Origin of the sequence: Flavihumibacter sp. ZG627 (assembly GCF_000814325.1) — a bacterium.
Classification (GTDB): domain Bacteria; phylum Bacteroidota; class Bacteroidia; order Chitinophagales; family Chitinophagaceae; genus Flavihumibacter.
In genome coordinates this window covers 25778-52255 of the sequence record NZ_JPHF01000010.1, presented here as the reverse complement: position 1 = coordinate 52255, position 26478 = coordinate 25778, and the positions used below count along the sequence as shown (strand labels likewise).

At 44.5% G+C, this 26478-nt stretch carries 23 protein-coding genes; 11 read left to right on the top strand and 12 right to left on the bottom strand.

Going from position 1 to position 26478, the window contains the following annotated elements; all coding sequences use genetic code 11:
* The first annotated feature begins 50 nt into the window (after positions 1-50).
* The 5 genes from HY58_RS15950 to HY58_RS15930 all read left to right on the top strand — a co-directional run bounded on the left by HY58_RS15950 (position 51) and on the right by HY58_RS15930 (position 5396).
* Positions 51-1166 (top strand): Re/Si-specific NAD(P)(+) transhydrogenase subunit alpha, encoded by a 1116-nt coding sequence (locus HY58_RS15950; RefSeq protein ID WP_039134291.1) that lies wholly within the window; start codon positions 51-53, stop codon positions 1164-1166.
* Positions 1167-1196: 30 nt separating this feature from the next.
* A complete protein-coding gene (locus tag HY58_RS15945; protein WP_039134492.1) occupies positions 1197-1505 on the top strand; it encodes an NAD(P) transhydrogenase subunit alpha in 309 nt (102 codons plus the stop codon).
* 3 nt (positions 1506-1508) lie between these two features.
* A complete protein-coding gene (locus HY58_RS15940) occupies positions 1509-2963 on the top strand; it encodes an NAD(P)(+) transhydrogenase (Re/Si-specific) subunit beta (RefSeq protein ID WP_039134289.1) in 1455 nt (484 codons plus the stop codon).
* A 32-nt stretch (positions 2964-2995) separates the two neighbouring features.
* Positions 2996-4363 carry a hypothetical protein gene (locus HY58_RS15935; protein ID WP_052324215.1) on the top strand — a complete coding sequence of 456 codons (1368 nt, stop codon included), beginning with the start codon at positions 2996-2998 and terminating at the stop codon, positions 4361-4363.
* A 64-nt stretch (positions 4364-4427) separates the two neighbouring features.
* Positions 4428-5396 (top strand): LysM peptidoglycan-binding domain-containing protein, encoded by a 969-nt coding sequence (locus HY58_RS15930; protein ID WP_039134287.1) that lies wholly within the window; start codon positions 4428-4430, stop codon positions 5394-5396.
* Positions 5397-5448: 52 nt separating this feature from the next.
* Here HY58_RS15930 and HY58_RS15925 read toward each other — a convergent pair whose 3' ends face one another.
* Positions 5449-6237, bottom strand: a complete 789-nt coding sequence (locus HY58_RS15925) for a DUF4382 domain-containing protein (RefSeq protein WP_039134285.1) — start codon at positions 6235-6237, stop codon at positions 5449-5451.
* Between the two features lie 215 nt (positions 6238-6452).
* Here HY58_RS15925 and HY58_RS19040 point away from each other — a divergent pair, with 215 nt between their 5' ends.
* Positions 6453-7793: an OmpA family protein gene (locus tag HY58_RS19040; RefSeq protein WP_072037641.1), complete on the top strand. Its 1341-nt coding sequence runs from the start codon at positions 6453-6455 to the stop codon at positions 7791-7793.
* Between the two features lie 56 nt (positions 7794-7849).
* Here HY58_RS19040 and HY58_RS15915 read toward each other — a convergent pair whose 3' ends face one another.
* The 7 genes from HY58_RS15915 to HY58_RS15890 all read right to left on the bottom strand — a co-directional run bounded on the left by HY58_RS15915 (position 7850) and on the right by HY58_RS15890 (position 14576).
* Positions 7850-9100 (bottom strand): NRAMP family divalent metal transporter, encoded by a 1251-nt coding sequence (locus tag HY58_RS15915; RefSeq protein WP_052324213.1) that lies wholly within the window; start codon positions 9098-9100, stop codon positions 7850-7852.
* Positions 9097-9774 carry a response regulator transcription factor gene (locus HY58_RS15910; protein ID WP_039134283.1) on the bottom strand — a complete coding sequence of 226 codons (678 nt, stop codon included), beginning with the start codon at positions 9772-9774 and terminating at the stop codon, positions 9097-9099. Before HY58_RS15910 ends, HY58_RS15915 begins: the two co-directional genes overlap by 4 nt.
* Positions 9761-10579, bottom strand: coding sequence for a sensor histidine kinase (locus tag HY58_RS15905; protein ID WP_039134281.1), 819 nt, complete (start codon positions 10577-10579; stop codon positions 9761-9763). The genes HY58_RS15910 and HY58_RS15905 overlap by 14 nt, the downstream gene beginning before the upstream one ends.
* A 9-nt stretch (positions 10580-10588) precedes the next feature.
* Positions 10589-11227, bottom strand: a complete 639-nt coding sequence (locus HY58_RS15900; protein ID WP_039134279.1) for a hypothetical protein — start codon at positions 11225-11227, stop codon at positions 10589-10591.
* Between the two features lie 22 nt (positions 11228-11249).
* Entirely contained in the window at positions 11250-11642 is a 393-nt protein-coding gene (locus HY58_RS15895; protein ID WP_039134277.1) for a hypothetical protein, read from the bottom strand.
* Positions 11643-11754: 112 nt separating this feature from the next.
* Positions 11755-11892 carry a hypothetical protein gene (locus tag HY58_RS19560; protein ID WP_156123725.1) on the bottom strand — a complete coding sequence of 46 codons (138 nt, stop codon included), beginning with the start codon at positions 11890-11892 and terminating at the stop codon, positions 11755-11757.
* A 416-nt stretch (positions 11893-12308) separates the two neighbouring features.
* Entirely contained in the window at positions 12309-14576 is a 2268-nt protein-coding gene (locus HY58_RS15890; RefSeq protein WP_039134274.1) for an aconitate hydratase, read from the bottom strand.
* Between the two features lie 173 nt (positions 14577-14749).
* Here HY58_RS15890 and HY58_RS19265 point away from each other — a divergent pair, with 173 nt between their 5' ends.
* Complete coding sequence (locus HY58_RS19265; RefSeq protein WP_072037640.1) at positions 14750-14971, top strand: PspC family transcriptional regulator; 222 nt, start codon at positions 14750-14752, stop codon at positions 14969-14971.
* A gap of 2 nt (positions 14972-14973) precedes the next feature.
* Here HY58_RS19265 and HY58_RS15880 read toward each other — a convergent pair whose 3' ends face one another.
* Both HY58_RS15880 and ggt read right to left on the bottom strand, forming a co-directional pair.
* A complete protein-coding gene (locus HY58_RS15880) occupies positions 14974-15594 on the bottom strand; it encodes a porin family protein (RefSeq protein WP_039134267.1) in 621 nt (206 codons plus the stop codon).
* Between the two features lie 16 nt (positions 15595-15610).
* A complete protein-coding gene (ggt, locus tag HY58_RS15875; protein ID WP_039134264.1) occupies positions 15611-17305 on the bottom strand; it encodes a gamma-glutamyltransferase in 1695 nt (564 codons plus the stop codon).
* Positions 17306-17433: 128 nt separating this feature from the next.
* Between ggt and HY58_RS15870 the strand changes: the two genes are divergently transcribed.
* The 4 genes from HY58_RS15870 (at position 17434) to HY58_RS15860 (ending at position 24454) form a co-directional block, all read left to right on the top strand.
* Positions 17434-19947, top strand: a complete 2514-nt coding sequence (locus tag HY58_RS15870; protein WP_039134483.1) for a M14 metallopeptidase family protein — start codon at positions 17434-17436, stop codon at positions 19945-19947.
* A 21-nt stretch (positions 19948-19968) separates the two neighbouring features.
* Entirely contained in the window at positions 19969-22476 is a 2508-nt protein-coding gene (locus HY58_RS15865; protein ID WP_039134261.1) for a PIG-L family deacetylase, read from the top strand.
* Complete coding sequence (locus HY58_RS19645) at positions 22477-22641, top strand: hypothetical protein (RefSeq protein ID WP_172644672.1); 165 nt, start codon at positions 22477-22479, stop codon at positions 22639-22641. It begins immediately after the preceding gene.
* 115 nt (positions 22642-22756) lie between these two features.
* Positions 22757-24454, top strand: a complete 1698-nt coding sequence (locus tag HY58_RS15860; RefSeq protein WP_039134258.1) for a sodium:solute symporter — start codon at positions 22757-22759, stop codon at positions 24452-24454.
* 160 nt (positions 24455-24614) lie between these two features.
* On the opposite strand, the gene HY58_RS15855 is transcribed toward HY58_RS15860, so the two are convergent.
* Positions 24615-25451 (bottom strand): DUF2911 domain-containing protein, encoded by an 837-nt coding sequence (locus tag HY58_RS15855; protein WP_039134256.1) that lies wholly within the window; start codon positions 25449-25451, stop codon positions 24615-24617.
* Between the two features lie 82 nt (positions 25452-25533).
* Positions 25534-26436 (bottom strand): site-specific tyrosine recombinase XerD, encoded by a 903-nt coding sequence (gene xerD, locus HY58_RS15850; RefSeq protein ID WP_039134253.1) that lies wholly within the window; start codon positions 26434-26436, stop codon positions 25534-25536.
* Between the last annotated feature and the right edge of the window lie 42 nt (positions 26437-26478).

Sequence of the window (26478 nt, the reverse complement as noted above, 5' to 3'; positions counted from 1 at the left end):
TGTTATGCGCAATAACACTTAAATTGTCAGCGTAAACAATAACTGACCGCATGATCATTGGCGTACTGAAAGAGCCTTCTTTTGAAGCCAGAGTTTCTCTTCTGCCTGAAGCCGTTTCAGCACTTATAAAACAAGGGAATGAGTTATGGGTTGAAAAGGGTGCTGGAGAATCTGCCTTCGCTTCCGATGATCAATACTTGCAGGCAGGGGCATTGCTGAAAAGCAGGACAGAAATATATGATGCACAACTTCTGCTTTGCATTCATCCCCCTGAAGAAGGATTTGCTTCCCTGAAATCGGGTACTGCGGTTATTGGTATATTCCAGCCTTTATACCGAACCGACCTCATTCAGCAATGGGCTGATTCCGGGATCACCTGTTTCAGCCTCGACATGCTTCCTCGTACAACCCGTGCACAAAGCATGGATGTGCTGAGCTCGCAGGCAAATATTGCGGGCTATAAGGCCGTACTGCTTGGTGCCTATACTTATGGACGATATTTCCCCATGCTGATGACTGCCGCCGGAAGTATAGCACCTGCTAAGCTTTTGGTTTTGGGTGCAGGTGTTGCCGGCCTCCAGGCTATTGCCACTGCAAGAAGACTTGGAGCAGTTGTGGAAGTGTTTGATACAAGACCCGCAGTGAAAGAAGAAGTGATGAGCCTCGGTGCAAAATTTGTGGAGGTAGAAGGTGCAGCCGATGCCAGCAAGGCCGGTGGATACGCTGTTGAACAGGATGAAGATTTTCAGCAAAGACAAAAACAGCGAATCGCCGAAAGCATTGCTAAAGCTGATATAGTTATCACTACCGCACAAATACCTGGTAAGAAAGCCCCTCAATTGATAACAAAGGAAATGTTAGAATCCATGCGCGCCGGATCAGTAATCATTGACCTGGCAGCGGCATCAGGAGGAAATACTGCACTTACAGTTAACAACTCTACGGTTGTTCATAATGGTGTTACCATAATCGGTAACTCCAATCTTCCTTCCACCATGTCATCGGATGCCAGTAAATTATATGGAAAGAATTTGATGAATTTTATCAAGCTGATATCTGCCAAAGATGGTAGCCTATTCCTGAATTGGGAAGATGACCTGGTGAAAGGATCCTGCATACTCTTCGAAGGAAATATCACCAACGAACGATTAAAATCTTCAGCCTGATAGATAGGGCGCTTAATTAATTAAATGTATATGGAAACCCTACTTCAAAAAATTGCACTTCACCAGGAATATATATACATAGTTATATTGATGATCTTTCTTGGAATCGAAGTCATCGGCAGAGTGCCAAGCGTGCTGCATACCCCGCTCATGAGTGGCGCCAATGCTATCCATGGTGTGGTTATCATAGGTGCCATCATCGTTATGGGAAAGGCTGAATCGGATAACTATATCGCACTGATACTGGGCTTCCTCGCAGTTATCCTCGGAACACTCAACGTTGTTGGTGGTTTTGTTGTGACCGACCGGATGCTGGAAATGTTCAAACATAAAAAATGATCCATGGCGTTTTCTGTTCTTACAATAATATATCTTCTTGCTTCAGTTAGTTTTATAACAGGACTAAAAATGCTGTCAAACCCATCCACAGCACGGAGGGGTAATCTGATAGCAGCAGCCGGTATGGCGCTTGCTATATTCGGAACCATCTTTCTTTATACAGATGATACCGGAACAAAGCTTGGAAATTATAGCTGGATATTTGCCGCACTCTTCATTGGCTCTGTAGTTGGTACTATGGCTGCACGCAAGGTCAAAATGACTGCGATGCCTGAGATGGTTTCATTATTCAATGGAATGGGCGGTGCCTGCGCTGCACTGATCTCAATTGTGGAATTTAACCATCTCTCTCATGAGATCTACCAGTCGGCCGGCATTACACTTAATGATATTTTTCCTGCCAGCGCAAGTTATTCTGCCTGGTTTTCCGAAATGGCGATCATACTGGCCGGATTGGTTATTGGTGCCATATCATTTGCCGGAAGTATGATCGCATGGGCTAAACTGAATGGAAGGATCAATGATTTTTCATTTAAGGGACAGCATATTTTTAATATAGTTTTGTTCGTGGTAGTTCTGGGTCTTGCAGGTTGGATGGCGGGTGTTTACCAGAACGCAAACAATATGGTATTCTATCTTATCCTTGTTCTTTCCCTTCTCTATGGTGTCTTTTTTGTTTTACCCATTGGAGGTGCTGATATGCCCGTGGTAATTTCACTGCTCAATTCTTTTACCGGCGTGGCTGCAGCATGCGGCGGTTTCCTGTATAACAATAAAGCCATGCTCACAGGTGGGATCCTGGTTGGTGCAGCAGGTACATTACTAACCATCCTAATGTGCAAGGCAATGAACAGGTCACTGCTGAATGTATTGATCGGCTCATTTGGTGCCTCTGCAGCTGGCACAGCAAAAAGCCAGGTGCAGGGAAACTTTAAAGAGATCAACCTGAGTGATGCGGCCATTCTCCTTAGTTATGCCAACAGGGTTATGATAGTGCCGGGTTACGGCCTCGCCGTTGCCCAGGCACAACATAGTTGCCACGAACTGGAAAAACTACTGGCATCAAGAGGTGTAGATGTGAAGTATGCCATCCACCCGGTTGCTGGCAGAATGCCCGGCCATATGAATGTTCTCCTTGCTGAAGCCGATGTTGCCTACGAGCAATTGCATGAAATGGAAGAAGCAAATGAAGAATTTCCAACAACTGATGTTGTGCTGGTTCTGGGTGCAAACGACGTGGTGAATCCAGCTGCAAAATCAGATCCGGGTTCACCCATTTATGGCATGCCCATCCTGGAAGTGGAACTTGCAAAAACATGTATCGTTAATAAGAGAAGTATGAAACCGGGCTATGCAGGAATTGAGAATGAACTTTTCTTCCGCCCCCGCACATCCATGTTATTCGGAGATGCTAAAAAAGTATTACAGGATCTTACGGCAGAGATCAAGAATCTCTAAACCTCGTAAATTCGTATTCTTAACAAATTCGCTTGATAATTTCACCTTCTATTTGCAAGGCTTTTGAAAATGCTCCTGGCTTTAATGCAGATGCTTTTTGCAATATACATGCCTCGGATGAACAGATCAGTTCTATCAGGATCAATCCCGCCAAATTAAATGATCTTTCTGATCTAAGTTTTTCTGTTGAATCTCCTGTGCCATGGTGCAACAACGGATGGTATCTTAATGAACGTCCTTTTTATACTTTCGATCCATTATTACATGCAGGTGCTTACTATGTGCAGGAAGCAAGTAGTATGTTTCTTGAACAGGCATTGAAGCAAACCCTCGATTGCTCAGTACCATTGAAAGTACTTGACCTCTGTGCCGCACCCGGTGGCAAGTCGACCCATATCCAGTCAGTACTGTCGCCCGGTTCGGTATTGGTGAGTAATGAAGTGATCCGTTCGCGGGCTGCTATCCTTGAAGAGAATATCACCAAATGGGGTGGTGCGAATGTGATTGTTACCAACAATGACCCTCGCGATTTTTCCAGGTTTAATGCACTGTTTCACGCAATTGTAGTAGATGCACCCTGCAGCGGTAGCGGAATGTTCAGAAAAGATGCATCGGCTGCTGAAAACTGGAGTGCAGACCTCGTGGCGCTATGCAGCCAGCGCCAGCAACGTATACTTGCCGATATATGGCCATCATTAAAAGAAGATGGAATACTTGTTTATGCTACCTGTTCTTATTCGGTTGAAGAGGATGAAATGATCGCAGATTTCATCATAGAGGAATTAAATGCCGAATCAATTCCCTTATCAATTGAAAGCGATTGGAATATCGTTAGTTCCAACAGCCCCAAACATAATGCGACAGGTTACAGGTTCTATCCCTATAACTTAAAAGGAGAAGGATTTTACCTGGGAGTTTTTAAAAAAACATCAGGCGGCGATACATTCAGAAAGAAGCCAGCCGCACCTAAATGGGAAACGCTTGCTAAAAGCAGTTATCCAATACTGGAGAGATGGCTATCTGTGAAGGATATGCGATTTATTTCAATCAACGATTCCATTCTGGCCTTAACCCAACCGATGGAAGAAACCCTTCTTCAGCTTCAAAGTCTATATATAAAAAGGGCCGGCATTACAATGGGTAAGATGGTAGGCAAAGAACTTATCCCGGATCATTCTCTTGCACTCAGCACGCTGGCAAACCCCTCGATTTCCTCAATAGAACTTGATCGGGACCTTGCTTTACAGTTCCTGAGAAAGGAAGAGATCCGGGTTGGCGACGTCCCTAAAGGCTGGACTATTACACGCTACAAAAATCATCCTATGGGCTGGATTAAGGTGCTCACCAACCGCATTAATAATTATTATCCTAAGGAATGGCGGATATTAAAACCAGCTTAACGCCAATTTGGCTTCAATTTTGCCGATAATCCTGCATATTTGCAAGGCTTAAATTTCATTTCCTATGCTTCCAAAACCGTTATTCTATACTATTGCACTCTTGTTTTCTATTCCGGTTTTTGCTCAACCTGATCTAATGGTACAAAAATCTGGAAACAGTCTCTTCGTTCAGCATAAGGTTGAGCCAAAAGAAACATGGTATAGCCTCGGCCGACTGTATAATCTTAGTCCCCGTGATATCGCACCCCTCAATAATACTGATATAACAAAGGGACTTTCAATTGGACAACTTGTAAAAGTGCCATTGGTAGCATCTAATTTTTCACAGAACGATCGTAAAGCAGCTGATGAAGTACTTGTTCCTGTTTACTACCTTGTGAAGGAAGGAGAGTGGATGTTCCGGATCAGCACCAATAATAATAAGGTTCCTATAGAGCAGTTGGAGAAATGGAATAAATTAGACCGTAACCATGTGAAGGCGGGAATGAAACTTATAGTGGGTCACCTGAAGGTGAAACGCGATCAATCAGCTCTCGCAACAACTGATTATACGCCGCGAAAGGAGAATGCAGTAACTACTTCTCCTAAAGCACCGGTTGCACCACCCCGTGAAACGAAAGAGATCGTATCAGTTGATACCGATAAAAAGCAGCCTGTCTCTAATCCGGAACCTGCACCGGTTTTGAAACGCGAGGATAATGCTGCAGGTGGCGGGGCAGCAATTGATTTTAACGGTGGATATTTCCGCCGGCAGTATGAAGACGGGGCGAAATCAATACAGGGAGCAGGCAATATTTTCCGTAGTACAAGTGGTTGGAAGGACGGTAAATATTATGCCCTGATGGATAATGTTGCTGTTGGAACCATTGTACTGGTAACCAACAGAACAACTAACCGCTCGGTGTATGCGAAAGTGTTGGGAAATCTTTCTGATATAAAAGAGAATGCCGGACTGATAATCCGGATAAGTAATGCAGCAGCGGCAGAGTTGGGATCAGGAGAATCCAGATTCACTGCCGAAGTGAAATATTAAGCATAAAAAAAGCCCGGCAGTGCCGGACTTTTTTTTATTGGAAGATCAGATCTTATTTCATATCCAGTTTAATTGTATCAACAACAGTGATCTGACCCAAAGTTATTGCAACGTTTTTCTCTGCCATCTCATAGGTTTCAGGGCCATAATAATGGAACTGATAATCGCCTGATGGTATATCGTAGAACTGGTAATTTCCCTGGTCCGTAGATGTGGTAGCAACGGTATCAGAACCTTTCAAAGCATATATGGTAGTAAGAACTGTACCGGGATCAACATAACCTTTCGCGATGCCTCCTGATGGAACAAAAGAAATTACCCTTATTACCGGCTTCAGGTTGAACTTTCCACTGTTGCCAGCTTCCACCACCGACTTAGCTGCGTCGAAATCGAGGATCAGTCTGTAAAGAACACCTCCCTGAAGATCATTCTTGATCTGCACCTTCAGGCCAGATTGCTGTGCACTTGGCGTTGAAAGGTCTTTCCTGGTTCCGTCTTTCATAATGAGATAATTGTCATCACCAAGGATAAGCCTGAGCTGATCAAGCCGGCCGGCAGGAATAGTTGCATCAGCTAATAATGTGTCCTTTCCGTTTGTAAGTTCCAGAAGGTTATAAACCCCTGGGTAAATATTCTGCAATGTTTGCCATTCTCCCGTTTCAGAAGAATTGATCTGGATCTCTTTAATGTCAACCCAAACCTCGGCAATATTGGGGTTTGGAGCATCCGTCAGTCGAATCTCCAGCCGGGCCTGCTCCGGATCACCGTCGTTGTTTTGGTTACAGGCTGTAAAAGTCAATGCAGCGATACCAGCTGCCAGGGCAAAAAGTCTTGTTTTCATAAGTGAATGTTTTGTACATCCCTTTATATTCAAAGACTGTTCCAGTTAATTAGATTTTTATAGAATTGCGGTCAACCACACTCGTTATAAAGTAGATTTACTAACTCTTTGACAACCTTTTCCAATAATTTTCTGTTTATCATGTATTTTTGTATGAAAATCAAGGATCTGTTATTAATTAAAAGATCTGTTAAAACGATTCAAAACCAGCTATTATGAGAAAAATACTACTCTCGGCAATATTGCCATTGTTATCAATGATCGCCTTTTCACAAGAGGGCGGTAATGATTCCCACCTGGGTATAAAACTTGGTACAAATCTGTCCACTATTAAAATGACAGGTGATCAACCAGTGGGTATTGAATCAGATTTTATGTTCCGTCCCATGGGTGGATTATTTGCGAACCTTCCGGTAAGCAGCCGTTTGGCCATTCAACCCGAAATCCTTTACTCAGTGATGGGTGCCAAAATCAAAGATGCCGGAAAAGATATCAATCAAAGATTCCAGGAACTATCCGTCCCGGTTTTACTTAAATATTGGGTCAGCGATAAAGTCAGCTTTTTGGCTGGTCCGCAGATGGACCTTCTTATGAGTTCAAGGGGCGAGGTCAACAATGAGACAACCAACAATATTGATGATCTGAATCGCTCCAATTTTTCTGCCACGGGTGGATTAGAAGTATGGCCTCATCAAAAATGGGTGCTTGGTGTTCGCTATATTTATGGACTTACCAATATGAGGAGGGATGGCGATCCGTTTGAGTGGAAAGACCGGGCGCTTAACTTTTCTCTTGGATATAAGTTTGGTGCAAAGGCTGAACCAAAAGTTATTCCCCCACCACCTCCGCCACCAGTTGTTGACACCGATAAGGATGGCATCAATGATCCTGAAGATAAATGCCCAACAGAACCAGGTACTGCAAAATATGAGGGCTGTCCGGTTCCTGACTCTGATAAGGATGGCATCAACGATGAAGAAGATAAATGCCCTTCAGTTCCGGGCATAGCAAAATACAATGGCTGCCCCATTCCAGATACTGACAAGGATGGCGTAAATGATGAAGAAGATAAATGTGTTGATGTTGCCGGCTTAGCGCGTTACCAGGGTTGTCCAATTCCCGATAGGGACAATGATGGTGTTAATGATGAAGAAGACCGTTGCCCCGACCTTGCAGGACCATCTGAAAACGGCGGATGCCCAATGCTGGAAGCTTCAAAATTCAATGCTTCCAATGTTCAGTTCGTAACAGGTAGTTCAACCCTCACTGCCACGGCAAGAAAGGAGCTCGACAAAGCTGCAAGAATTCTTAATGAGCAATATCCGCAGTTGAAAGTGGAGATCGCCGGTCATACCGATAATACCGGGAAACCCGAAAAGAACCAGGTCCTGAGTGAAAAGCGTGCTGCTTCAGTGAAAGCCTACCTCGTTAAGAAAGGTATTACGGAAGACAGGCTGAGCACAATTGGACTGGGCCAGGATCAACCAATTGCTGATAATGAAACTGCTGCGGGACGCACAAAGAACCGTCGCGTGGAGTTCAAGGTTAGCCAGTAATTTTTCATACATAACTATATGAAAGGCCGGCGCTGCCGGCCTTTTTTTATGTCCATCTATAAAAGTACAAGAAATAATATTGCCGTTACAGTCATAATTGTCAGGGTAAAGAAGCCCACAATATTGGTTAAACGATCATTTGTATACCTGCCCATAATCAACTTGTTATTGCAGATATGCAGAATGATTCCAATCAGGATAGGTGCCACTATGCCATATAAAACCGCGGTATAAAGAAGTGCTTTAACCGGGTTGATATCAAGTGCCTGTATCAATAATCCCAATACAAGTGAAACCGCCATAGTGAAGTAAAATCCCTTTGCTTCATGAAATTTTTTATCGAGCCCCTCCTCCCAGTTAAATGCTTCTGCCATCATATAACTTAATGAGCCCGCAAGAATGGGGATGGCTAAGAGTCCGGTTCCAATCACCCCCATCGCAAAAAGTATATAGCTTGTTTTCCCTGCAAGGGGCTCAAGAGCTTTAGCAGCTTCCTCTACCGTATTCACTTTATGAATGCCCGCGCTGAATAATACATTGGCCGCCGCCAGAATAATAAAATAGAAAACAATATTGGTGAATAACATTCCCCCTTTTATATCGTATTGCATTGCAGTGATCGATCTCTTATCAACGATAATATGTTGCTCCCTTACCTCTTCAACTTCCATGGAGGTTTGCCAGAAAAACAGGTAAGGCGAAATAGTTGTACCCAGTATCGCAACAATGGCCATCAGGTAATCGGCATTCATTTGTATTTTGGGAATAAAAGTGCTGTAAAGAGCAGCCTGCCAGTTTGTATGGGTAATGAATGGAATAAAAATATAAGTGAACAATGAAATACAAAGCCATTTCAGCACAGCACTGATTCTTTTATAGTTCCATTTGATGATACTATATATGAGTAAAATGGTAAAAAGCACCGAGAAGAACCATCCGGGGAGTTCGGGAAAAAGAAGGTTTGCCACTGCGCCCATTCCAGCGATATCGGCACCAATATTTAAAATTACGGAAGGGAAACTTATTGCAATTACAAGTATAAGTACCGGCCTGGGATAAAAGCGCTTAATAATACCCGTAAGTCCCATCTTTGTTACCATTCCAATTCTTGCACACATCTCCTGGATAGCTGCAATCAGGGGATAAGTTACTATGGCAGTCCAGAGTAGTGAAGTTCCAAACTGTGCGCCAGCTTGTGTGTAGGTAGCTATTCCCGATGGGTCATCATCACTGGCACCTGTAATAAGACTGGGACCAAGTGCCTTGCGGATATAATTTATCCGCTTCACTTTTCTTCTTTTTCTCATGTTCGGTCGGCTTTCACCCAGCCCGCACGTATCGCAAAAAGAACGAGGCCAACCCTGCTCTTCACCTGTAACTTTTCAAAAAGAGCTTCCCTGTAACCATCAATGGTTCGCTCGCTGAGTTTCATGGAATTCGCGATCTCTTTATAGGTCATTTCAGAGGCAGCATATTTAAGGAATTCCATCTCACGCTCGGTAAGCCTTACCAATTGATCAGGATTCTTTTCTTCTTTATGTATCGTGTGTATCAATTTGCCCGTAACAAAATCTGAATAATAAAATCCGCGTTCGAGGATCTCTGTCATGGCACGCTGAAGTTCTGACTGGGTGCAGTCTTTCAGCAGGTAACCGCGGCAGCCTGACCTGATCATCTGTATAACAGAAGTTTCATCATCATTCATACTCAAGGCCAGCAACCGTATATTTGGATAAGTCTCCGAAAGCTGCCTTGCTGTTGCCACACCATTCATCTCCGGCATATTAATATCGAGGATAGCGATATCAGGAAGGGTAGGAGAATTGGCAAGTTTATCCAATAATACCTTTCCATTACTTCCTATGAGAATAACTTCAAATCCAGGTATATCATTTATAAGGTGTGAAAGCGACTCGGCAACTAAACGGTGATCATCGGCGATAGCAACCATATACCGCGATGCTGATTTATTGAGTGACATGTTCTGTTATTTTTGGAAGTCTGATGGTTATAATTGTGCCCATACCCGGACTGCTATCAATATTTATTTCTGCTCCCACAAGTGCGGCCCGCTTCTGCAGGTTACGGAGGCCTGATCCTGCATCTTCAATTGTGCGGGAATAGTTATCGCCGGGACTAAATCCTTTTCCATTATCACTGATCCTGAGTTGAAAATCCAATGCTGTATAAACCATTGAAATGCTGATCTCGGTGGCTGCCGCATGTTTCAGGATATTATTCAATATCTCCTGAACCATCCTGAAAATTACTATCTCTTTTTTGGAATCTATATTGAAATCTTCACCCTGGGTATGGAACTGGCAATTGATCATGGCCGTTTGCTCAATACGCTGCAGTTCAAAACGTATTGATTCGCGAAGGCCATAGGAGGTTAGCATGTCAGAATTTAAGCCCTTCGAAAGCATCCTGATATATTTTATAACATCTGCCAGAATCTGGTTGGTATCGGTGATGCGCTTTACTGGTGCCTGACCGTCAAGTTCTTTTTCAAGTATGTTGAGATTGATCCTGGCCACACTGAGAAGCTGACCCATATTATCATGGATCTCCTGGCTCACATCTCGCAGGGTCTGGTCCCTGCTTTCAATTTGTGTGGTTAGCACCTCTTTCTCATAGGCCTCTTTTAGCTGCTGCTGTTCATGATCCTGCCTGATCCTTCTTTTCTGACTACTGAATATAAAATACACAACAAACCCACTCAACGCCAGCATAATTATTACCGCCGCAGCAAGGGTGTAAATGATCTCAAATTCGGTAGGCTTCATGAAACATATTTATCCTGTTACCCTTTTCTTCTGTAATGTAAAATTAATTATAAATGAAAGGTAAAAGAGCCATTCACTAACTATCAGAATTGGGATCACCTTAACCTGCCCCTCAGGACTCAGAAAGTTATGAATGCCCATAGAAAGAAAGGAAGAAATAGAATTGATCAGGATGCCCATTGCAATCCAGAAACTGTACTGGTGGATGGTCTCCTGCCAGTTGTTGCGATCAAACAGCCGGGCTATATAAAACAGGATCTGGATGATCAGTAAGAGACAGGTTAAAACTATTATGATCGTATTAAGGCTGGTGGTGGGAGGTTGAAGATAACATCCATTCAAAATTGCGGCGATATATACAAAACCTATCGATAATTTAAGGGCATTCTTCAATCTCCCCATTTCACCCAGTAATGCAATTGTCAGCAAAGCATAGTATATGGGACGGTAAGTATGATAGTAAAGAAAATTATTTTCGTAGATACGAGCCATCAAAGCATCCATGATTTCACCCGGCAATGCTACAAGCAGAAAAATTAGAAACAACCTGTTGGCATTGCTAAGATTTTCCTCACGAATAAAACCCACGATCAGTGCTATTACGATGAGCGCTAATTTTACAAGGGTTCCGATCACATATATATTCATTGTTCTTGAAGCTTAAGGGAAATTACTCATTTCCGCAGATGGTGGGGCATGGATAATATACCATATAGATAACATCAGCAAAAGCATCAGATCTTTTGTAATTGAGTTGCTGACGTGATCCATAAATAATGAAAACAGGACTCCTGAATTCAGGGTGCTTTCCATAATAAATTGATATGCCTGAAATACCCTCCTGCCTGATCAGCGAGTCGAGAACAACATTAGGAATAAACATCCCCCTTTTAAACTTACTGCGGAATAAAGGCTTCTTTTCATAATTCCTTATATACGCTGATGCGGTAGAATCTGAGATCTGGACTGCCTGGTATTTTCCTTCGTCAACGATCTTGTTGATGGAAGTGCAGGAAGCTAGTACTATCATACCTGCAAACAGATATAGCATAAAATTTTTCATGGCAACTGGTTTAGGTTAATGTGTATTATAAATATAACTAAATGGTCATGGAAAAACCAGGGTTTGTTGTTCACGCCCCCTGGTTATATGAAAAGTAAGCACACATACTACTTCATTCTTTCCTCTTGATCTTGATATGCTGTTGCCGCTTGTGATAAAGTACCACAAGCATGGTCACCAGCGTCAGCAATGCCATAATCAGCATCAGCCAGGGAAGTGTTTCGATGGAAAGGCTAAGCAATTTTTCCATACAACTGATTTGAACTATTTATAATAGAGGCCGGTATGGCTGTGGCGCCACGAGGCTACCACAACCGTGACCGACCGAACCCGTTTCTTTGGTGAAAGTAGTTCACCCGCTATCCCCGGAAAAGGGGAGATTCCTCGTTTTGGCACGGGAAAAACCCCGTATGCCTGATTTAATAATCACAAAAAAAAGGTCTGCCATTGGCAGACCGGGGCTAAAATAGGTGCGAGGGAATAAAAGCCCATTTGATAAGGTAATGGTTAGTGGTATCTGAGGTAAACATCCCAACACTGTAAATCTAAGACCATTATCCAGGGTAATAACGGGCGTTAATCACGTTGGCAGGGGGGTATTTTCCCCGTAACATAAAAAAGCCGCTGTATGTTTTACAGCGGCTTCTATAGTTTGCTAAATGGAGATTAACTGACGAACTGGTTACGAATGATATTCAATGCAGCTCCTGCTTTGAACCATTCTATCTGCTGGTCATTATAACTATGATTGGCCAGTATCGTATCAGAACTTCCATCCGCATGATTTAAAACGATCTGCAGCGGCTCACCTGGTGAGAAAGTAGTGAGACCAATGATATCTATACTATCATCTTCCAGGATCTTGTCGTAATCCGATTTCTCCGCAAATGTCAGGGCTAGCATTCCCTGCTTTTTGAGGTTGGTTTCGTGTATACGTGCAAAGCTCTTCACCAACACAGCTCTAACACCAAGATGGCGAGGTTCCATGGCCGCATGCTCGCGACTGGAACCTTCTCCATAGTTCTCATCACCTACAACTATAGATCCTATACCCGCTGCTTTATACGCACGTTGTGTTCCAGGCACTGCACCATAATCTCCCGTCAACTGGTTCTTCACATTATCAGTTTTCTCATTGAAGAAATTCACCGCTCCAATAAGAAGGTTGTTACTGATATTATCCAGATGGCCCCTGAACTTAAGCCATGGACCCGCCATTGAAATATGATCGGTTGTACATTTCCCTTTTGCCTTGATGAGCAATTTCAATCCCTTCAGGTCTGTTCCTTCCCAAGCCGGGAATGGATCAAGCAATTGAAGTCGCTTTGACGCCGGATCAACTTTTACCTGTACCCCGCTACCATCGGCTGCTGGTGCCTGGTAGCCTGCATCTTCCACATCAAAACCTTTTGCAGGAAGTTCATCCCCCGTTGGTGGATCAAGTTTTACCTGCTCACCTTTATCATTAGTTAAAGTATCTGTAAGTGGATTGAATGAGAGATCACCTGCAATTGCCAGAGCCGTTACGATTTCCGGTGAAGCGACAAATGCATAAGTATTAGGATTACCATCAGCCCTCTTTGCAAAGTTCCTGTTGAAAGAATGCACTATGGTATTCTTCTCCTGCTTTTCTGCACCCATGCGATCCCACATTCCGATACAGGGGCCGCATGCATTAGCGAATACTTTGGCGCCAATGCCATTGAATATATCCAGGAATCCATCGCGCTCAATAGTATAACGTACCTGTTCAGAACCAGGGGTTATCATGAACTCGGCTTTTGTCTTCAGGCCTTTTTCATTCACCTGTTTCGCCAGGCTTACTGCTCTACTGATATCTTCATAAGATGAGTTGGTACAGGAACCTATAAGTCCTACTTCAACTTTGGTAGGCCAGCCGTTTTTTGCAGCCTCCTCCTTCATCTGAGAGATCGGTGTTGCGAGGTCGGGCGTGAAAGGACCATTCAAATGTGGCTCCAGTTCACTAAGGTTGATCTCGATCACCTGGTCAAAATATTGTTCCGGATTGGCATACACTTCAGCATCTGCTGTAAGGTGTTCGCGGATACTATCTGCCAGTGTAGCAACTTCCGCACGGCCCGTTGCTTTCAGGTACCTGCTCATGCTGTCATCATATCCAAAGGTGGAAGTGGTTGCACCGATCTCCGCACCCATATTACAAATTGTTCCTTTACCGGTACAACTCATGCTGGTAGCGCCTTCACCAAAATATTCCACCACCGCACCAGTACCGCCTTTCACGGTAAGGATACCCGCAACCTTAAGGATCACATCTTTAGGGGCCGTCCAGCCATTGAGTTTGCCGGTAAGCTTTACCCCGATCAGTTTAGGCATTTTCAATTCCCAGGCAAGTCCGCTCATCACATCACAGGCATCTGCACCACCAACTCCTATCGCGATCATTCCCAGTCCACCCGCATTCACGGTATGACTATCGGTTCCGATCATCATTCCACCAGGAAAGGCATAATTCTCCAGAACAACCTGGTGAATGATTCCTGCTCCTGGCTTCCAGAAGCCAATTCCATATTTGTTTGAAACGGAGGCAAGGAAATCATACACTTCACTACTCTCATGCACGGCACGGTCGAGGTCAACTTTACTATTGTCCTTGGCCACAATCAGGTGATCACAATGCACGGTGGAAGGAACCGCAACCGTTGTTCTGCCCGCCTGCATAAACTGCAACAGCGCCATCTGGGCCGTCGCATCCTGCATGGCTACACGGTCAGGGGCAAAATCCACATAGCTTTTTCCCCTTTCAAAAGACTCAGTGGCGTCTCCCTGCCAGAGGTGGGCATACAATATCTTTTCTGTTAATGTGAGTGGACGACCAACAACCTTACGGGCAGCACTAACGCGGCCGGGGAAGCTGGCATACACTTTTCTGATCATCTCTAGGTCGAAAACCATAACGATGTATGTTTGAGGTTTGATTTATTGAGGTTCGAATCCTGGCCTCAACTTTTCCCTGTTTGGGGAACAGGGCCAGGGGAAAACCATGGGCACCGCGAAATTACCGATAAAACCGCTTTCTTTATAACCTTTTCGACTGCTAAATTGTTGAAATTGTCTAATTTGGTATTATGAAGAACTTCAAACACTTTATTGAGTGGCACGTGTTTGGTGTTTGCTCTTATCTGGGCGACAAGATGGGTATAGCACCAGCTACCATCCGAAAACACTTCATGTATATTTCCCTTCTCACCATGGGATCTCCCATCGTGTTCTATCTGTTCACCGCCTTCTGGCTGAACATCCGGCAATATATATATGACGGAAGAAGAAATCCGCTTCGGAATTTCTAATATCAACGCCTGAAATAGTATCCTATTCCAACACCCGCCTGCGCTGTTCGCATCTTAGGCTTGGTGTCACCGTTGGTTATACTTACCAATCCATAATGATATCCTGCATCTATAAAGAAACCGTTGCTGAAATGATATCCAAGAATGCCGCTCACAGATACATTCACCGGATTATATTGCGTCATGCTGAATACGAGTGGGTCAGTTCCTTCAGAGGTTTTAACTGATCCCGAAAATGCATATCCCAACGCCGGACCAAATTCTGTATACAGCCCCCGGTGATGTACACGCCCCAGTTCAATATGGAAGAGCATGGGGATCTCAATATAATGTAAACGATAGGTTTCTGTACCTCCATTTGTTTCACCAGGCAACTTAAGTCCGCTGGTAGAATACTGTAGCCTTGGGGCGAAATAAAGACGGTTATCAAAATCAGCTTTCATTCCTATCGAAGCAGTAAAACCCTGTACAGATGTTCCATTGGTTGTATTGCCATTGTCCTTGTCAAACATTTTGCCAGAACTCATCTGCCATCCTGCTCTTACATTCCATCTGGTTGATTGAGCATGGGTACTACCCGCAATTAATATAACGGTTGCCGCTGCTAAAATTCGTTTCCTCATTGATTGTTTTGATTATTTAGAATCCTTCCGCTGCATCATCACCCCGCCTGTCACCTACAGCTTCTATAGTTCCGTCATCTAATATTTTTATCACTTCAGTTCTTCCGATTTGTCCCCTTCGCTTGATTTCATATCCCATTTTTTCAAGGGCTGCACTGACCTCCAATGGAAAATCTTTTTCCAGGAAAAGGATATCGGGCAACCACTGCATATGAAATTTAGGTTTGTTAACTGCATCGAATGTACTCATATTGAAATCGATCATATTCACCAGTGTCTGATAAACCGATGTTGTGATGGTAGTACCTCCCGGAGTTCCCGCTACAATATGGGGCTTACCGTTTTTAAGCACAATAGTAGGTGTCATTGAACTTAGCATGCGTTTGCCGGGCACAATCGCATTGGCCTCACCGCCAATGGCACCGAACATATTTGGTACTCCCGGCTTTACACTAAAATCATCCATCTCATTGTTCAAGAGAAAACCAGCTCCGCCAACAACAGTACAGGCGCCATATCCACCATTTAGTGTAGTGGTTATTGACACAGCATTTCCTGTATTGTCAACAATGCTGAGGTGAGTTGTTTCTTCACTTTCCTTTTCTACTGATCCTTCCCTGATAGCCTTGCTATTGCCCGCAGTATCAGGCTTGTATAAACGCAATCTCTCCTTTATATAGGCATCGCTGGTTAATTTTGCCACCGGCACTTTATAATAATCCTCATCTCCTAAATAAAATGCACGGTCGGCATAGGCAAGCCTTTCGATCTCCGTCATCAGTTGTACCGCCTTTAACGAATGGAATCCATATTCAGCAATCGGAAACTGTTCGGTCATCTTCAGCATCATGGGTAATAATACCCCACCACTAGATGGAAGCGGCATCGTTACCACATCATATCCTTTGTATTTAAACGCTGACGGATTCCTGCTCACCGCCTTATAATCTCTGAGGTCTTTGCGGCTGATAATTCCGCCACCTCTTTTCATTTCTGCCACCAGCAGCTTAGCTGTTTTGCCGGCGTAAAATCCTTTCATCCCACGCTTACTTATACGTCTCAGTGTATTGGCAAGATCTTTCTGCACCAGTGTATCACCGGCCTTCCAGGGATTATTTTTCGTGAAAACAGTTGTAGTGGTATTGTATTTAAGGAAGTTTTCCCGCTCACTGTTAAGTCCCTCTGCTTCTTCTTCAGTTATGGAATATCCTTTCTCCGCCAGTTCAATTGCTGGCGCGATCAGATCACGGAAGGGCAGGCGGGCATATGTATGCGCAGTAAACAATCCGGCAACCGAACCGGGAACGCCTGCCGCCAGATGACCATACTGACTTTTATCAAGGTCAGCATTGCCTGCAGAATCGAGGTACATATCACGATGGGCCCTGCCCGGAGCTTTCTCCCTGAAATCAAGGGTGATATTCCTTCCATCATTCAGGTGTGCTACCATGAAACCACCCCCGCCAATATTGCCCGCAGCCGGATAAACAACCGCCAGGGCAAGCTTTGTTGCAATAGCGGCATCAATGGCATTGCCACCTTTCTTCAGGATCATCACGCCCACTTTACTGGCAAGCGGATGTGCCGATACCACTGCTCCATTCCTGCCCCTGAATGTTTTTTGTATTGAATAGTTATAGGGATCCAACTCCTGGGCCACAACCACATTAACCAGTAACAGTCCATAAATAACCGGAAGAAAATATTTCATGCACCTTATTATGGGCTAAAAATAATGATTCTTTTCACCTGTTGTTTAAATAGCCGCATCAGTTTACCCGTCAAATGAAATTCCTTAGCTTCACAACTCTTTTTACAATTAATATGTTTGAACGCAATATGAAAAGGATCATCCTGATGATGGCCGCCGCAGTGGGAAGCGCCGTGGCCATGGCGCAGTTACAATCGCCCGACCAATTCCTGGGCTATAAAATTGGTACCCGCTATACCCCGCACTATCGTATTGTACAGTATTACCAGCATGTGGCAAAAGAAATGCCCGCACAGGTTAAGCTGGAACAATATGGTGAATCTACCGAAGGCCGGCCATTGTTGCTCGCCACAGTAGGATCAGCCGAAAATATTGCAAACATTGAGCAGGTACGGATGAATAACCTGAGGCTTGCCAATGCAGCGCGCGACAGGATGGCTGCAAATGAAAATGGTCCGGCCATTGTTTGGCTGAGTTATAATGTACATGGTAATGAAACTTCCTCCTCCGAAGCTTCCATGATGACCATCTATGAATTACTCAATCCTGCAAATGCACAATCAAAAGAATGGCTGAAGAATACTGTTGTTCTCATCGACCCCTGCCTGAATCCGGATGGGCGCGACCGTTATGTTAACTGGTATACCAGCGTGCTGGGAAAAAATGTGAACCCGCAACCCATCGCAAGAGAACACCGCGAGCCATGGCCCGGCGGCAGGAGCAACCATTATAATTTTGACCTGAACCGCGACTGGGCATGGCAAAGCCAGGTAGAAAGCCGCCACCGCATTAAGAAATACAATGAATGGCTTCCCCACGTTCATGTTGATTTTCATGAGCAGGGTATAAATGAACCCTACTATTTCGCACCGGCAGCCGAACCGTTTCATGAGGTCATTAGTAAATGGCAGCGCGAATTCCAGACCATGATCGGCAGAAACCACGCGAAGTATTTTGATAAGAATGGCTGGCTGTATTTTACAAGAGAAAGATTCGACCTTTTTTATCCTTCTTACGGTGATACCTATCCCACCTATAGCGGATCGATCGGTATGACCTATGAGCAGGGGGGAATCAGGGCCGGACTTGGAATAATAAATGAAGACGGCGATACCCTAACACTTGTTGACAGGGCCCTCCATCATCATACAACGGGTATGAGCACGGTAGAAATAACCTCGCAGAATGCAGCCCGCGTGGTGAAAGAGTTCCGCAGCTATTTCAATAATGCCATCAATAATCCCATCGGCGAATTCAAATCATGGGTGATAAAGAATGATGGAACAGACCGCATCACAAGATTGAAAGAGCTTCTCGATCGTAACCAGATAGACTGGTCATGGGCCAACGGCGGAAACCTCAGCGGATTGAATTATCTCACTGGTAAATCAGAATCATTCAAGGCAGAAAAAGGGGATATCGTTATCAACGTTAACCAGCCCAAAGGCAATTTTATAAAAGTGTTGTTTGAAAGAACATCCAAATTAAGCGATTCCGCCACCTATGATATCACTGCATGGTCGGTACCTTTTGCGTATGGATTGAAAACATATGGTGTCGCCAATTATATTACTGCGGTAAATAAAACAGCAACAGAAAACACGGCAGCCACTTTCACCGATAACGCGTATGCTTATGCGGTTAAATGGGATGGACTCAACAGCGCGCGCCTGCTGTCAGAAGTATTGCAGAAAGGGATCAGGGTTCGCTATGCCGAACAACCATTCCATATTGGGACGGAACAGTTTGAAAAAGGTACCCTGCTGGTAACCCAGGCAGCAAATACAGGAAAGCCTGTAAGGCAGGTACTGGAGGCAGCTGCTAAGAATACCGGTACAAAAATATTTCCTGTTGCATCCGGATTTGTTGACAAAGGCTATGATTTTGGATCTGATCGCGTTCGTATAATCAATGCACCCAAGGTGGCCATGTTATATGGTGAAAATATTTCTTCCCTGGCCATGGGTGAACTCTGGCATTTCTTTGATCAGCAACTGGAATATCCTGTTACGCTAACCAGCGCCAATGATTTCATACGCGAAGGAATGAATAAGTATAATGTGCTTATCCTCCCCGATGGTATGTATGATTTCTTCAGCAAAAAAGAAACCAATGAGGAACTTAAAGCCTGGGTAAGAAGGGGTGGAAAGATCATCGCTCTCGAGAATGCTGTAGCACAAATGGCAAAAACAGACTGGGGTATAAAGCTGAAAGAAGATGAGGACGATAAAAAAGATCACGATAAAAAAGCAGATTACAGTCTCCTGCGTAAATATGAAAACCGCGAGCGCGACGATCTGAAAAACAGCATGCCCGGATCAATATTCAAAGTTGAACTCGACCATACACATCCACTGGGCTTTGGCTATCCTGATTTTTATTACACATTAAAGCAGGACGGCAATATCTATGAGTATATAAAAGAAGACGGATGGAATGTGGGGGTTATCAAGAAAGACAATTATGTAAGCGGATTCACCGGCAGTGTTCTGAAAGAAAAGTTAAAGGATGGCTTATTGATAGGTGCACAGGATATGGGAAGGGGACAGGTTGTTTATCTTGCTGATAACCCCATATTCAGGAGCTTCTGGGAAAATGGTAAACTGCTGCTTTGCAATGCCGTATTCCTGGTTGGTCAGTAACTAAATACACGATAAGAAATCATGATCAAAAGGATACTCCCCCTGCTGTTATTCATAGCAGCAGTAAATGGATTGAATGCCCAGACTCCGCAGATTCCCACGGCAGCAGACATACTCCTGTCAATGCAGAAACTTAAAGTGCTGGGCTCAGTACTCTATGTGGCAGCACATCCGGATGATGAGAATACCCGTCTCCTTGCGTGGCTTGCTAAAGAAAGAAAATTCCGTACCGGGTACCTCTCCATAACAAGAGGGGATGGGGGGCAAAACCTCATAGGAACTGAGCAGGGTGTATCACTCGGCCTGGTAAGAACACAGGAATTACTGGCAGCACGTCGTATTGATGGCGCCGAACAATTCTTTACCAGTGCCTACGATTTCGGATTTTCAAAATCTACTGACGAAGCATTGCGGGTATGGAAGAAAGAAAAAATACTGAGCGATGTTGTTTGGGTGATCCGGAAATTCAGACCCGATGTCATTATCACCCGTTTTCCACCCGACGACAGGGCAGGGCATGGACATCATTCGGCTTCTGCAGTGCTGGCTATTGAAGCTTTCAAGGCGGCTGCTGATCCAAAAAGATTTCCGGAGCAGTTACAGTTTCACAAACCCTGGCAGGCGAAGAGAATACTATGGAATACCTACAATTTCGGTAATACCAATACACAGCGCGAAGACCAGTTCAAACAGGATGTAGGCAGCTTTAATCCGCTCCTTGGAAAAGGATATGGTGAACTGGCGGCAGAGAGCAGAAGCCAGCACAAGAGCCAGGGATTTGGTGTTCCCCGCCAACGCGGTCCACTCTTTGAATATTTCTCCCACACCGATGGAGCAGTTCTTCAGTCTGACCTCGCCGATGGTGTTATCCTCGACTGGAACAGGATTGGTTTACCTGAAGTAAACAACAGGATCGATGCCATTGTCAATAATTTTAAACCACTGGATCCTTCCCAAAGTGTTAATTCCCTGATTGACCTGCGCATTTTAATTAAGCAAAAGGCTAACGACGAATACTGGAAGTCTGTTAAGGTGAAAGAGATCGATGCCCTCATCCAGGCCTGCATGGGAATCTATTTTGAAGCAGTTACCAACCAGCAGGTTGCTGTAACAGGAGACTCCATTAGAATAACGCTGAACTTTATCAACAGGAGTGCCATCCCTGCTCAAAAGATCGGTGTATCAGTTTTTGACTCCTCATTTACACTTGCACCATCAGCCAGCAATAACCAGTTGATCAGTACCAGTTTCAACCAGTATGTCAAATATGATTTCATGAGCGACCAGCCCTACTGGTTACGCGAGCAGATGGATACCGGCAGCTTCAATGTTAAGACTAACCTGCTGATAGGTGAGCCCCAGAATATCGCCAACGATATATCAGTTAATTTTAGCGTTGGTGCCGTAAACCTGACTACGAAATACCCCCTTCTCTATAAATTCACTGACCCGGTAAAGGGTGAAATATACCAGCCGGTTTTCACCGTGCCGCAAGTGGTTGCCGGCGTTCAACCCGCAGTGGTGCTGAGTAATCTGCAGCCCCGTTATCCACAATATGTACAACTCTCCTATAAGAGTTATTCGCAGAGTGACACGGCAGAATCAAATATTCGGTTTGAAATGCAGAATGGAAAATCACTGCGCGAAAAGAATATGCCGATCAAATTGCCGCTGGTAAAGAATACCATGCAATCAATAACCTTCCCACTCGATTCTCTTATAGGTGATCAAAAGCCTAACCTGGTTTATCCCTGGCTTGAGATCAGGGGCAAAGGCAAAAAGACCGGCTTCAATAATGCCATGAAAATTATTGAATACGATCATATCCCCACCATCCATTATTTTTTCCCAACCAGTGTTCGTGTGATCAATGAAGAGATAAAAACGGTTGGGAAAAGAATAGGATATATACCCGGATCGGGAGATGGGGTAATGGATGCTTTGAAACAAATGGGCTTTCTTGTTGACATCCTCGATGAGGCATCACTGGCTTCGGCTGACCTGAGCCGTTATGATGCCATCATTACCGGCGTGCGTGCATACAATGTTCGAGAATCACTCAATAACCATTATGATAAGCTGATGGCATATATCAATAATGGCGGTAACCTCATTGTGCAGTATAATACCTCCAACCAGCTGGGGCCCGTAAAGGCCAAGATCGGTCCTTATCCCTTTGATATTTCCAGAACACGTATCACCGATGAGAAGGCGGTAATCAAATTTGAACAACCTTCACACCAGGTTATGGAGTTCCCGAATAAGATCACGGATAAAGATTTTGAAGGCTGGGTACAGGAACGGAGCATTTACCATGCTTCCAATTGGGATAAGCGATACGAGACTATCTTTAGTATCAGTGACCCGGGTGAAAAGCCTGATTCAGGAAGCCTGATCATGGCCAGATATGGAAAAGGTAATTTTGTATATACCGGATTGGTATTTTTCAGGCAGTTGCCTGCAGGTGTGCCCGGAGCTTACCGCTTACTGGCAAACCTGGTGGCACTCAATCAAAAGAAAGGATTCTAAATGGCAGCCAATAATAATACCCGCAGAGATATGGGGATCATCATTTGTGTGATACTCGGATTAGTGATCGGAGCCTTCATTAAACGGGTGCATATCGGACTCATTATAGGATTGGCGATCGGATTATTAACAGCCGGACTCGTTTCCGGCAGAAAAAGATCTTAGCCATGTCAGAAGATAAAGTGCCTCTCTTTAAAACCTGGACTCACTGGTACATTTTTGTACTGGTATTCCTGCTATTGCTGATCATAGGCTTTCATTTTTTTACCCAATACTTCTCATGAGTTATATCGACTGGATAGTGCTGATAGCAACTCTCATAGGTATCATCTCCTATGGATTATACCGGAGCAAAACCAGTAAAGATCTCGATGGCTATTTTCTGAGTAACAGAAGCATGCCATGGTACCTGGTGCTTTTGAGTATTATGGGTACACAGGCGAGTGCAATTACCTTTCTTTCAGCACCCGGACAAGCTTTCACCGACGGCATGCGATTCGTGCAGTATTATTTCGGATTGCCGCTCGCAATGATCATCATCTCCATTTTCTTTGTCCCAATATTTCATAAGCTCAAAGTATTTACCGCCTATGAATTCCTGGAGAAGCGCTTCGATAAAAAAACAAGAACATTCACTTCTTTTCTCTTCCTTATAAGCCGTGGACTATCAACCGGCATCAGTATTTATGCCCCGGCCATTATATTATCATCATTGATGGGATGGAATATTTACTGGACCAATATTTTTATGGGTGGTCTCCTCATCATCTATACCGTTAGTGGAGGAGCTAAAGCTGTTGCTTATACGCAGCAGCTCCAACTGATCATCATCTTCACCGGAATGTTCATTGCCGCATATATGATGGTGCATCTCCTTCCCGACGGTATCGGTTTTATTGATTCACTGAAAGTGAGTGGTAAACTGGGAAGGCTGAATGTGATCACCAGCGGCGTCAATGAAAATGGCTTTGCCTGGACCGATCGCTATAATATCTGGAATGGTATAATCGGGGGATTCTTCCTTCAGCTTTCTTATTTCGGCACCGACCAAAGCCAGGTGGGACGATACCTCACCGCCAAAAGCCTCTCTGAGAGCAGGGTTGGACTACTCATGAACGGCATCGTGAAAGTGCCCATGCAGTTCGCAATCCTGCTGATCGGTGCCCTTGTATTCACCTTTTACCAATTCAATCCGGCTCCCGTTTTCTTTAATAAGGCAGTGGCAGGAAATGTAGTGGATAGTGCAGCTAATCAACAACTGAAGGCCATTGAGTCCACCTTTAAAGAACAGTCAGCAACGCAATCACGGCTTGTAAACGCATTTGCCAAAGCACCGGAGAACCAGCTGATCATTGATTCGATGCAGGCCAACCAGGCACTTGTGAATGGCACAAGGGCAGAGTATAAACTGGCCCTGAAACAAGCCATGCCGCTTGCTGATACTAATGATACCAACTATATATTCCTGCGATTTGTGGTGGACCATATGCCTGTAGGGTTAGTGGGACTACTCATTGCCGTTATATTTCTTGCCGCCTGGGGAAGTATCGCCGCCGCACTAAATTCACTCGCCTCCAGCACCATGTGCGATATCCATAAACAATATGCGGGAACCCCTCGCACAGAATTACAGGAATACAAGATATCAAAATGGTATACGCTGGCATGGGGAGTATTCTGCATATTCGTAGCACAGTTCGCAACCGATATGGGAAGCCTCATAGAAGCGGTGAATGTGCTGGGATCACTTTTCTATGGTGTAATACTCGGTATATTCCTGGTGGCATTCTTTTTTAAGAAGGTAGGTGGCGATGCAACCTTCTGGAGTGCCGTCATCACGGAAACCATCATCATCCTCCTCTTCTGGAAATCGGATATCGCCTTCCTCTGGCTCAATGTAGTAGGAGCGATGGTGCTGATTCTCCTGGCTTTACTGATCAATGCAACGATCGGATCACGAAAGAGGTCAACAGTATAAAATATTATCGGCATATAATCCCGCTGACTTCCGGCCCTATATCAGCTGAATAGGCTGTAGGCTTAGTTTTGAAAAACTCAGTTGAGTGAAACAAAAAAAAATCCGGCAATCATTTGGTGCCGGATTATTGTTTAGATCAATCCTTTTGGTCGGGATCTGATTATTTAAGTGTTGCAAGCAATTTCTCATTCAATGCAACATAGTCATCGTTCTTTGCTTTCTTTGCCAGTTCAATTGACTTATTTGCTGTAGCGATCGCTTCCTGCTTCTTACCCAGTTTTGCAAGGGCATTGGCTTTCTGGTGGTAGATCCAGAATGCATTCGGATTCTGCTCAATGGCTTTGTCGAGCCAACCCACTGCCTTGTTAAGATCCTTACCATTTTCCATATAGTACATCGCTGCACCAAAATATGGACGGTTATCCTTGTTCATCAGGTTATCGATCTGGCTCATGATCTTCTCTTCAATATTGGCCTTAACGGGAACGGCTACGCCAACATTCGCCCAGATGATCTCGAGGTCCATAGAAGATGCTTTCACGTTATCGAAAACGATCATAAAGTTCTCAACATTAAAAGGCAATGTCTCGGCCTTTGCAGTGATGCGGGCTACATCCTGGTCTTGCTTGTAATCGGCCGGACTGGTAACATCAGTTTGCTTGGAGATGATGATGGTCCACTCTGATTGTCCGGGTATTGTAAGCAATCCGTATTTACCTGCTGGTACCGCCTTATCGCCAACAGTAACATCTTCACCGAATGTGATGGTGGTGGCAGCATTTGCTCCGGTGCGCCATACTTTTCCAAATGGAACCAGGTCGCCGAAGATCTTACGGCCACGCACAGCCGGGCGAGAATAATTCACTTCTACATTAGAAAGGGCAAACTCCTGTTTGATAGTAGTTGCCGGACTAGGGGCCGGCGTACGAAGTTGCTGCGCTTCAACCGCCTGCAAAGTGCAGAAGGCAAGTGTGAAGGCTAAAATCGCTTTTTTCATATTGGTTAATTTTGAGGTGATAAAGATAACAGCTAATAAGCTTAATTGTTTATGAAGTTGGATTTCAGGTTCTGGGAAATTACTAACGGCGGAAGGAAGGATGGAAATCGTGCAGGGTCTTTCTCAGGAACTCACGGTCAAGATGGGTGTAGATCTCAGTGGTGGTAATGCTTTCATGACCCAGCATTTCCTGAACCGCTCTCAGGTCGGCACCTCCCTCCACCAAATGGGTGGCAAAAGAATGCCGGAATGTATGCGGCGAAACGGTCTTGGTAATGCCCGCCACCTTCGCCAGATCTTTGATCATCAGGAAGATCATCACCCTCGTTAGCTGGTCTCCCCGCCGGTTAAGAAATAATATATCCTCCTTACCGGGCTTGATGGTCATAAATCTTCTCGTGTGTTCACGGTATATCCCTATCTGCTGAACGGCATTATCACCAATTGGTACAAGTCTTTCTTTATCACCTTTTCCCGTTACCCGTATAAAACCACTTTCTAAAAAAAGACAGGAAATTTTCAGTCCAACTACCTCGCTCACCCGAAGTCCGCAGCTATACATGGTCTCCAGTATCGCCTTGTTGCGTTCGCCCTCAGGCTTGCTCCTGTCGATAGCTCCTATAAGCATCTCTATCTCCTCAAAACTAAGGGTGTCGGGTAACATCCTTTTCAACTTTGGACTCTCCAGCAAAACCGTCGGATCTTCTCTGCTGATCTGCTCCACCAGGCAGTACTTATAAAAACTTCTGATGCCCGATAATATCCTTGCCTGCGATGCCTGCGTCATACCCAGTTCACCTACCCACCGGATGAACTGCTGCAGGTGCTCCATCTGCAATTGATCCGGATTGTACATCCACCCCTGTAACTGTAAATATTGCGTGAGCTTTTCCAGATCATGGAGGTAGGCTTCCACGGAATGGTCTGATAATGATTTCTCCAGCCTCAGCCATGCCTTAAATCCTTTTTTATAGGGTGCCCACATTTTCTTCTCCGATTCTTTTGGAAAGCAATTTAACGCATTGAA

Bases quoted from the DNA above. Each gene is read 5' to 3' on its own strand.
- HY58_RS15950 (WP_039134291.1), top strand. From the start codon at position 51: ATGATCATTGGCGTACTGAAAGAGCCTTCTTTTGAAGCCAGAGTTTCT.
- HY58_RS15945 (WP_039134492.1), top strand. From the start codon at position 1,197: ATGGAAACCCTACTTCAAAAAATTGCACTTCACCAGGAATATATATAC.
- HY58_RS15940 (WP_039134289.1), top strand. From the start codon at position 1,509: ATGGCGTTTTCTGTTCTTACAATAATATATCTTCTTGCTTCAGTTAGT.
- HY58_RS15930 (WP_039134287.1), top strand. From the start codon at position 4,428: ATGCTTCCAAAACCGTTATTCTATACTATTGCACTCTTGTTTTCTATT.
- HY58_RS15925 (WP_039134285.1), bottom strand. From the start codon at position 6,237: ATGAAAACAAGACTTTTTGCCCTGGCAGCTGGTATCGCTGCATTGACT.
- HY58_RS19040 (WP_072037641.1), top strand. From the start codon at position 6,453: ATGAGAAAAATACTACTCTCGGCAATATTGCCATTGTTATCAATGATC.
- HY58_RS15915 (WP_052324213.1), bottom strand. From the start codon at position 9,100: ATGAGAAAAAGAAGAAAAGTGAAGCGGATAAATTATATCCGCAAGGCA.
- HY58_RS15910 (WP_039134283.1), bottom strand. From the start codon at position 9,774: ATGTCACTCAATAAATCAGCATCGCGGTATATGGTTGCTATCGCCGAT.
- HY58_RS15905 (WP_039134281.1), bottom strand. From the start codon at position 10,579: ATGAAGCCTACCGAATTTGAGATCATTTACACCCTTGCTGCGGCGGTA.
- HY58_RS15900 (WP_039134279.1), bottom strand. From the start codon at position 11,227: ATGAATATATATGTGATCGGAACCCTTGTAAAATTAGCGCTCATCGTA.
- HY58_RS15895 (WP_039134277.1), bottom strand. From the start codon at position 11,642: ATGAAAAATTTTATGCTATATCTGTTTGCAGGTATGATAGTACTAGCT.
- HY58_RS19560 (WP_156123725.1), bottom strand. From the start codon at position 11,892: ATGGAAAAATTGCTTAGCCTTTCCATCGAAACACTTCCCTGGCTGATG.
- HY58_RS15890 (WP_039134274.1), bottom strand. From the start codon at position 14,576: ATGGTTTTCGACCTAGAGATGATCAGAAAAGTGTATGCCAGCTTCCCC.
- HY58_RS19265 (WP_072037640.1), top strand. From the start codon at position 14,750: ATGAAGAACTTCAAACACTTTATTGAGTGGCACGTGTTTGGTGTTTGC.
- HY58_RS15880 (WP_039134267.1), bottom strand. From the start codon at position 15,594: ATGAGGAAACGAATTTTAGCAGCGGCAACCGTTATATTAATTGCGGGT.
- ggt (WP_039134264.1), bottom strand. From the start codon at position 17,305: ATGAAATATTTTCTTCCGGTTATTTATGGACTGTTACTGGTTAATGTG.
- HY58_RS15870 (WP_039134483.1), top strand. From the start codon at position 17,434: ATGAAAAGGATCATCCTGATGATGGCCGCCGCAGTGGGAAGCGCCGTG.
- HY58_RS15865 (WP_039134261.1), top strand. From the start codon at position 19,969: ATGATCAAAAGGATACTCCCCCTGCTGTTATTCATAGCAGCAGTAAAT.
- HY58_RS19645 (WP_172644672.1), top strand. From the start codon at position 22,477: ATGGCAGCCAATAATAATACCCGCAGAGATATGGGGATCATCATTTGT.
- HY58_RS15860 (WP_039134258.1), top strand. From the start codon at position 22,757: ATGAGTTATATCGACTGGATAGTGCTGATAGCAACTCTCATAGGTATC.
- HY58_RS15855 (WP_039134256.1), bottom strand. From the start codon at position 25,451: ATGAAAAAAGCGATTTTAGCCTTCACACTTGCCTTCTGCACTTTGCAG.
- xerD (WP_039134253.1), bottom strand. From the start codon at position 26,436: ATGTGGGCACCCTATAAAAAAGGATTTAAGGCATGGCTGAGGCTGGAG.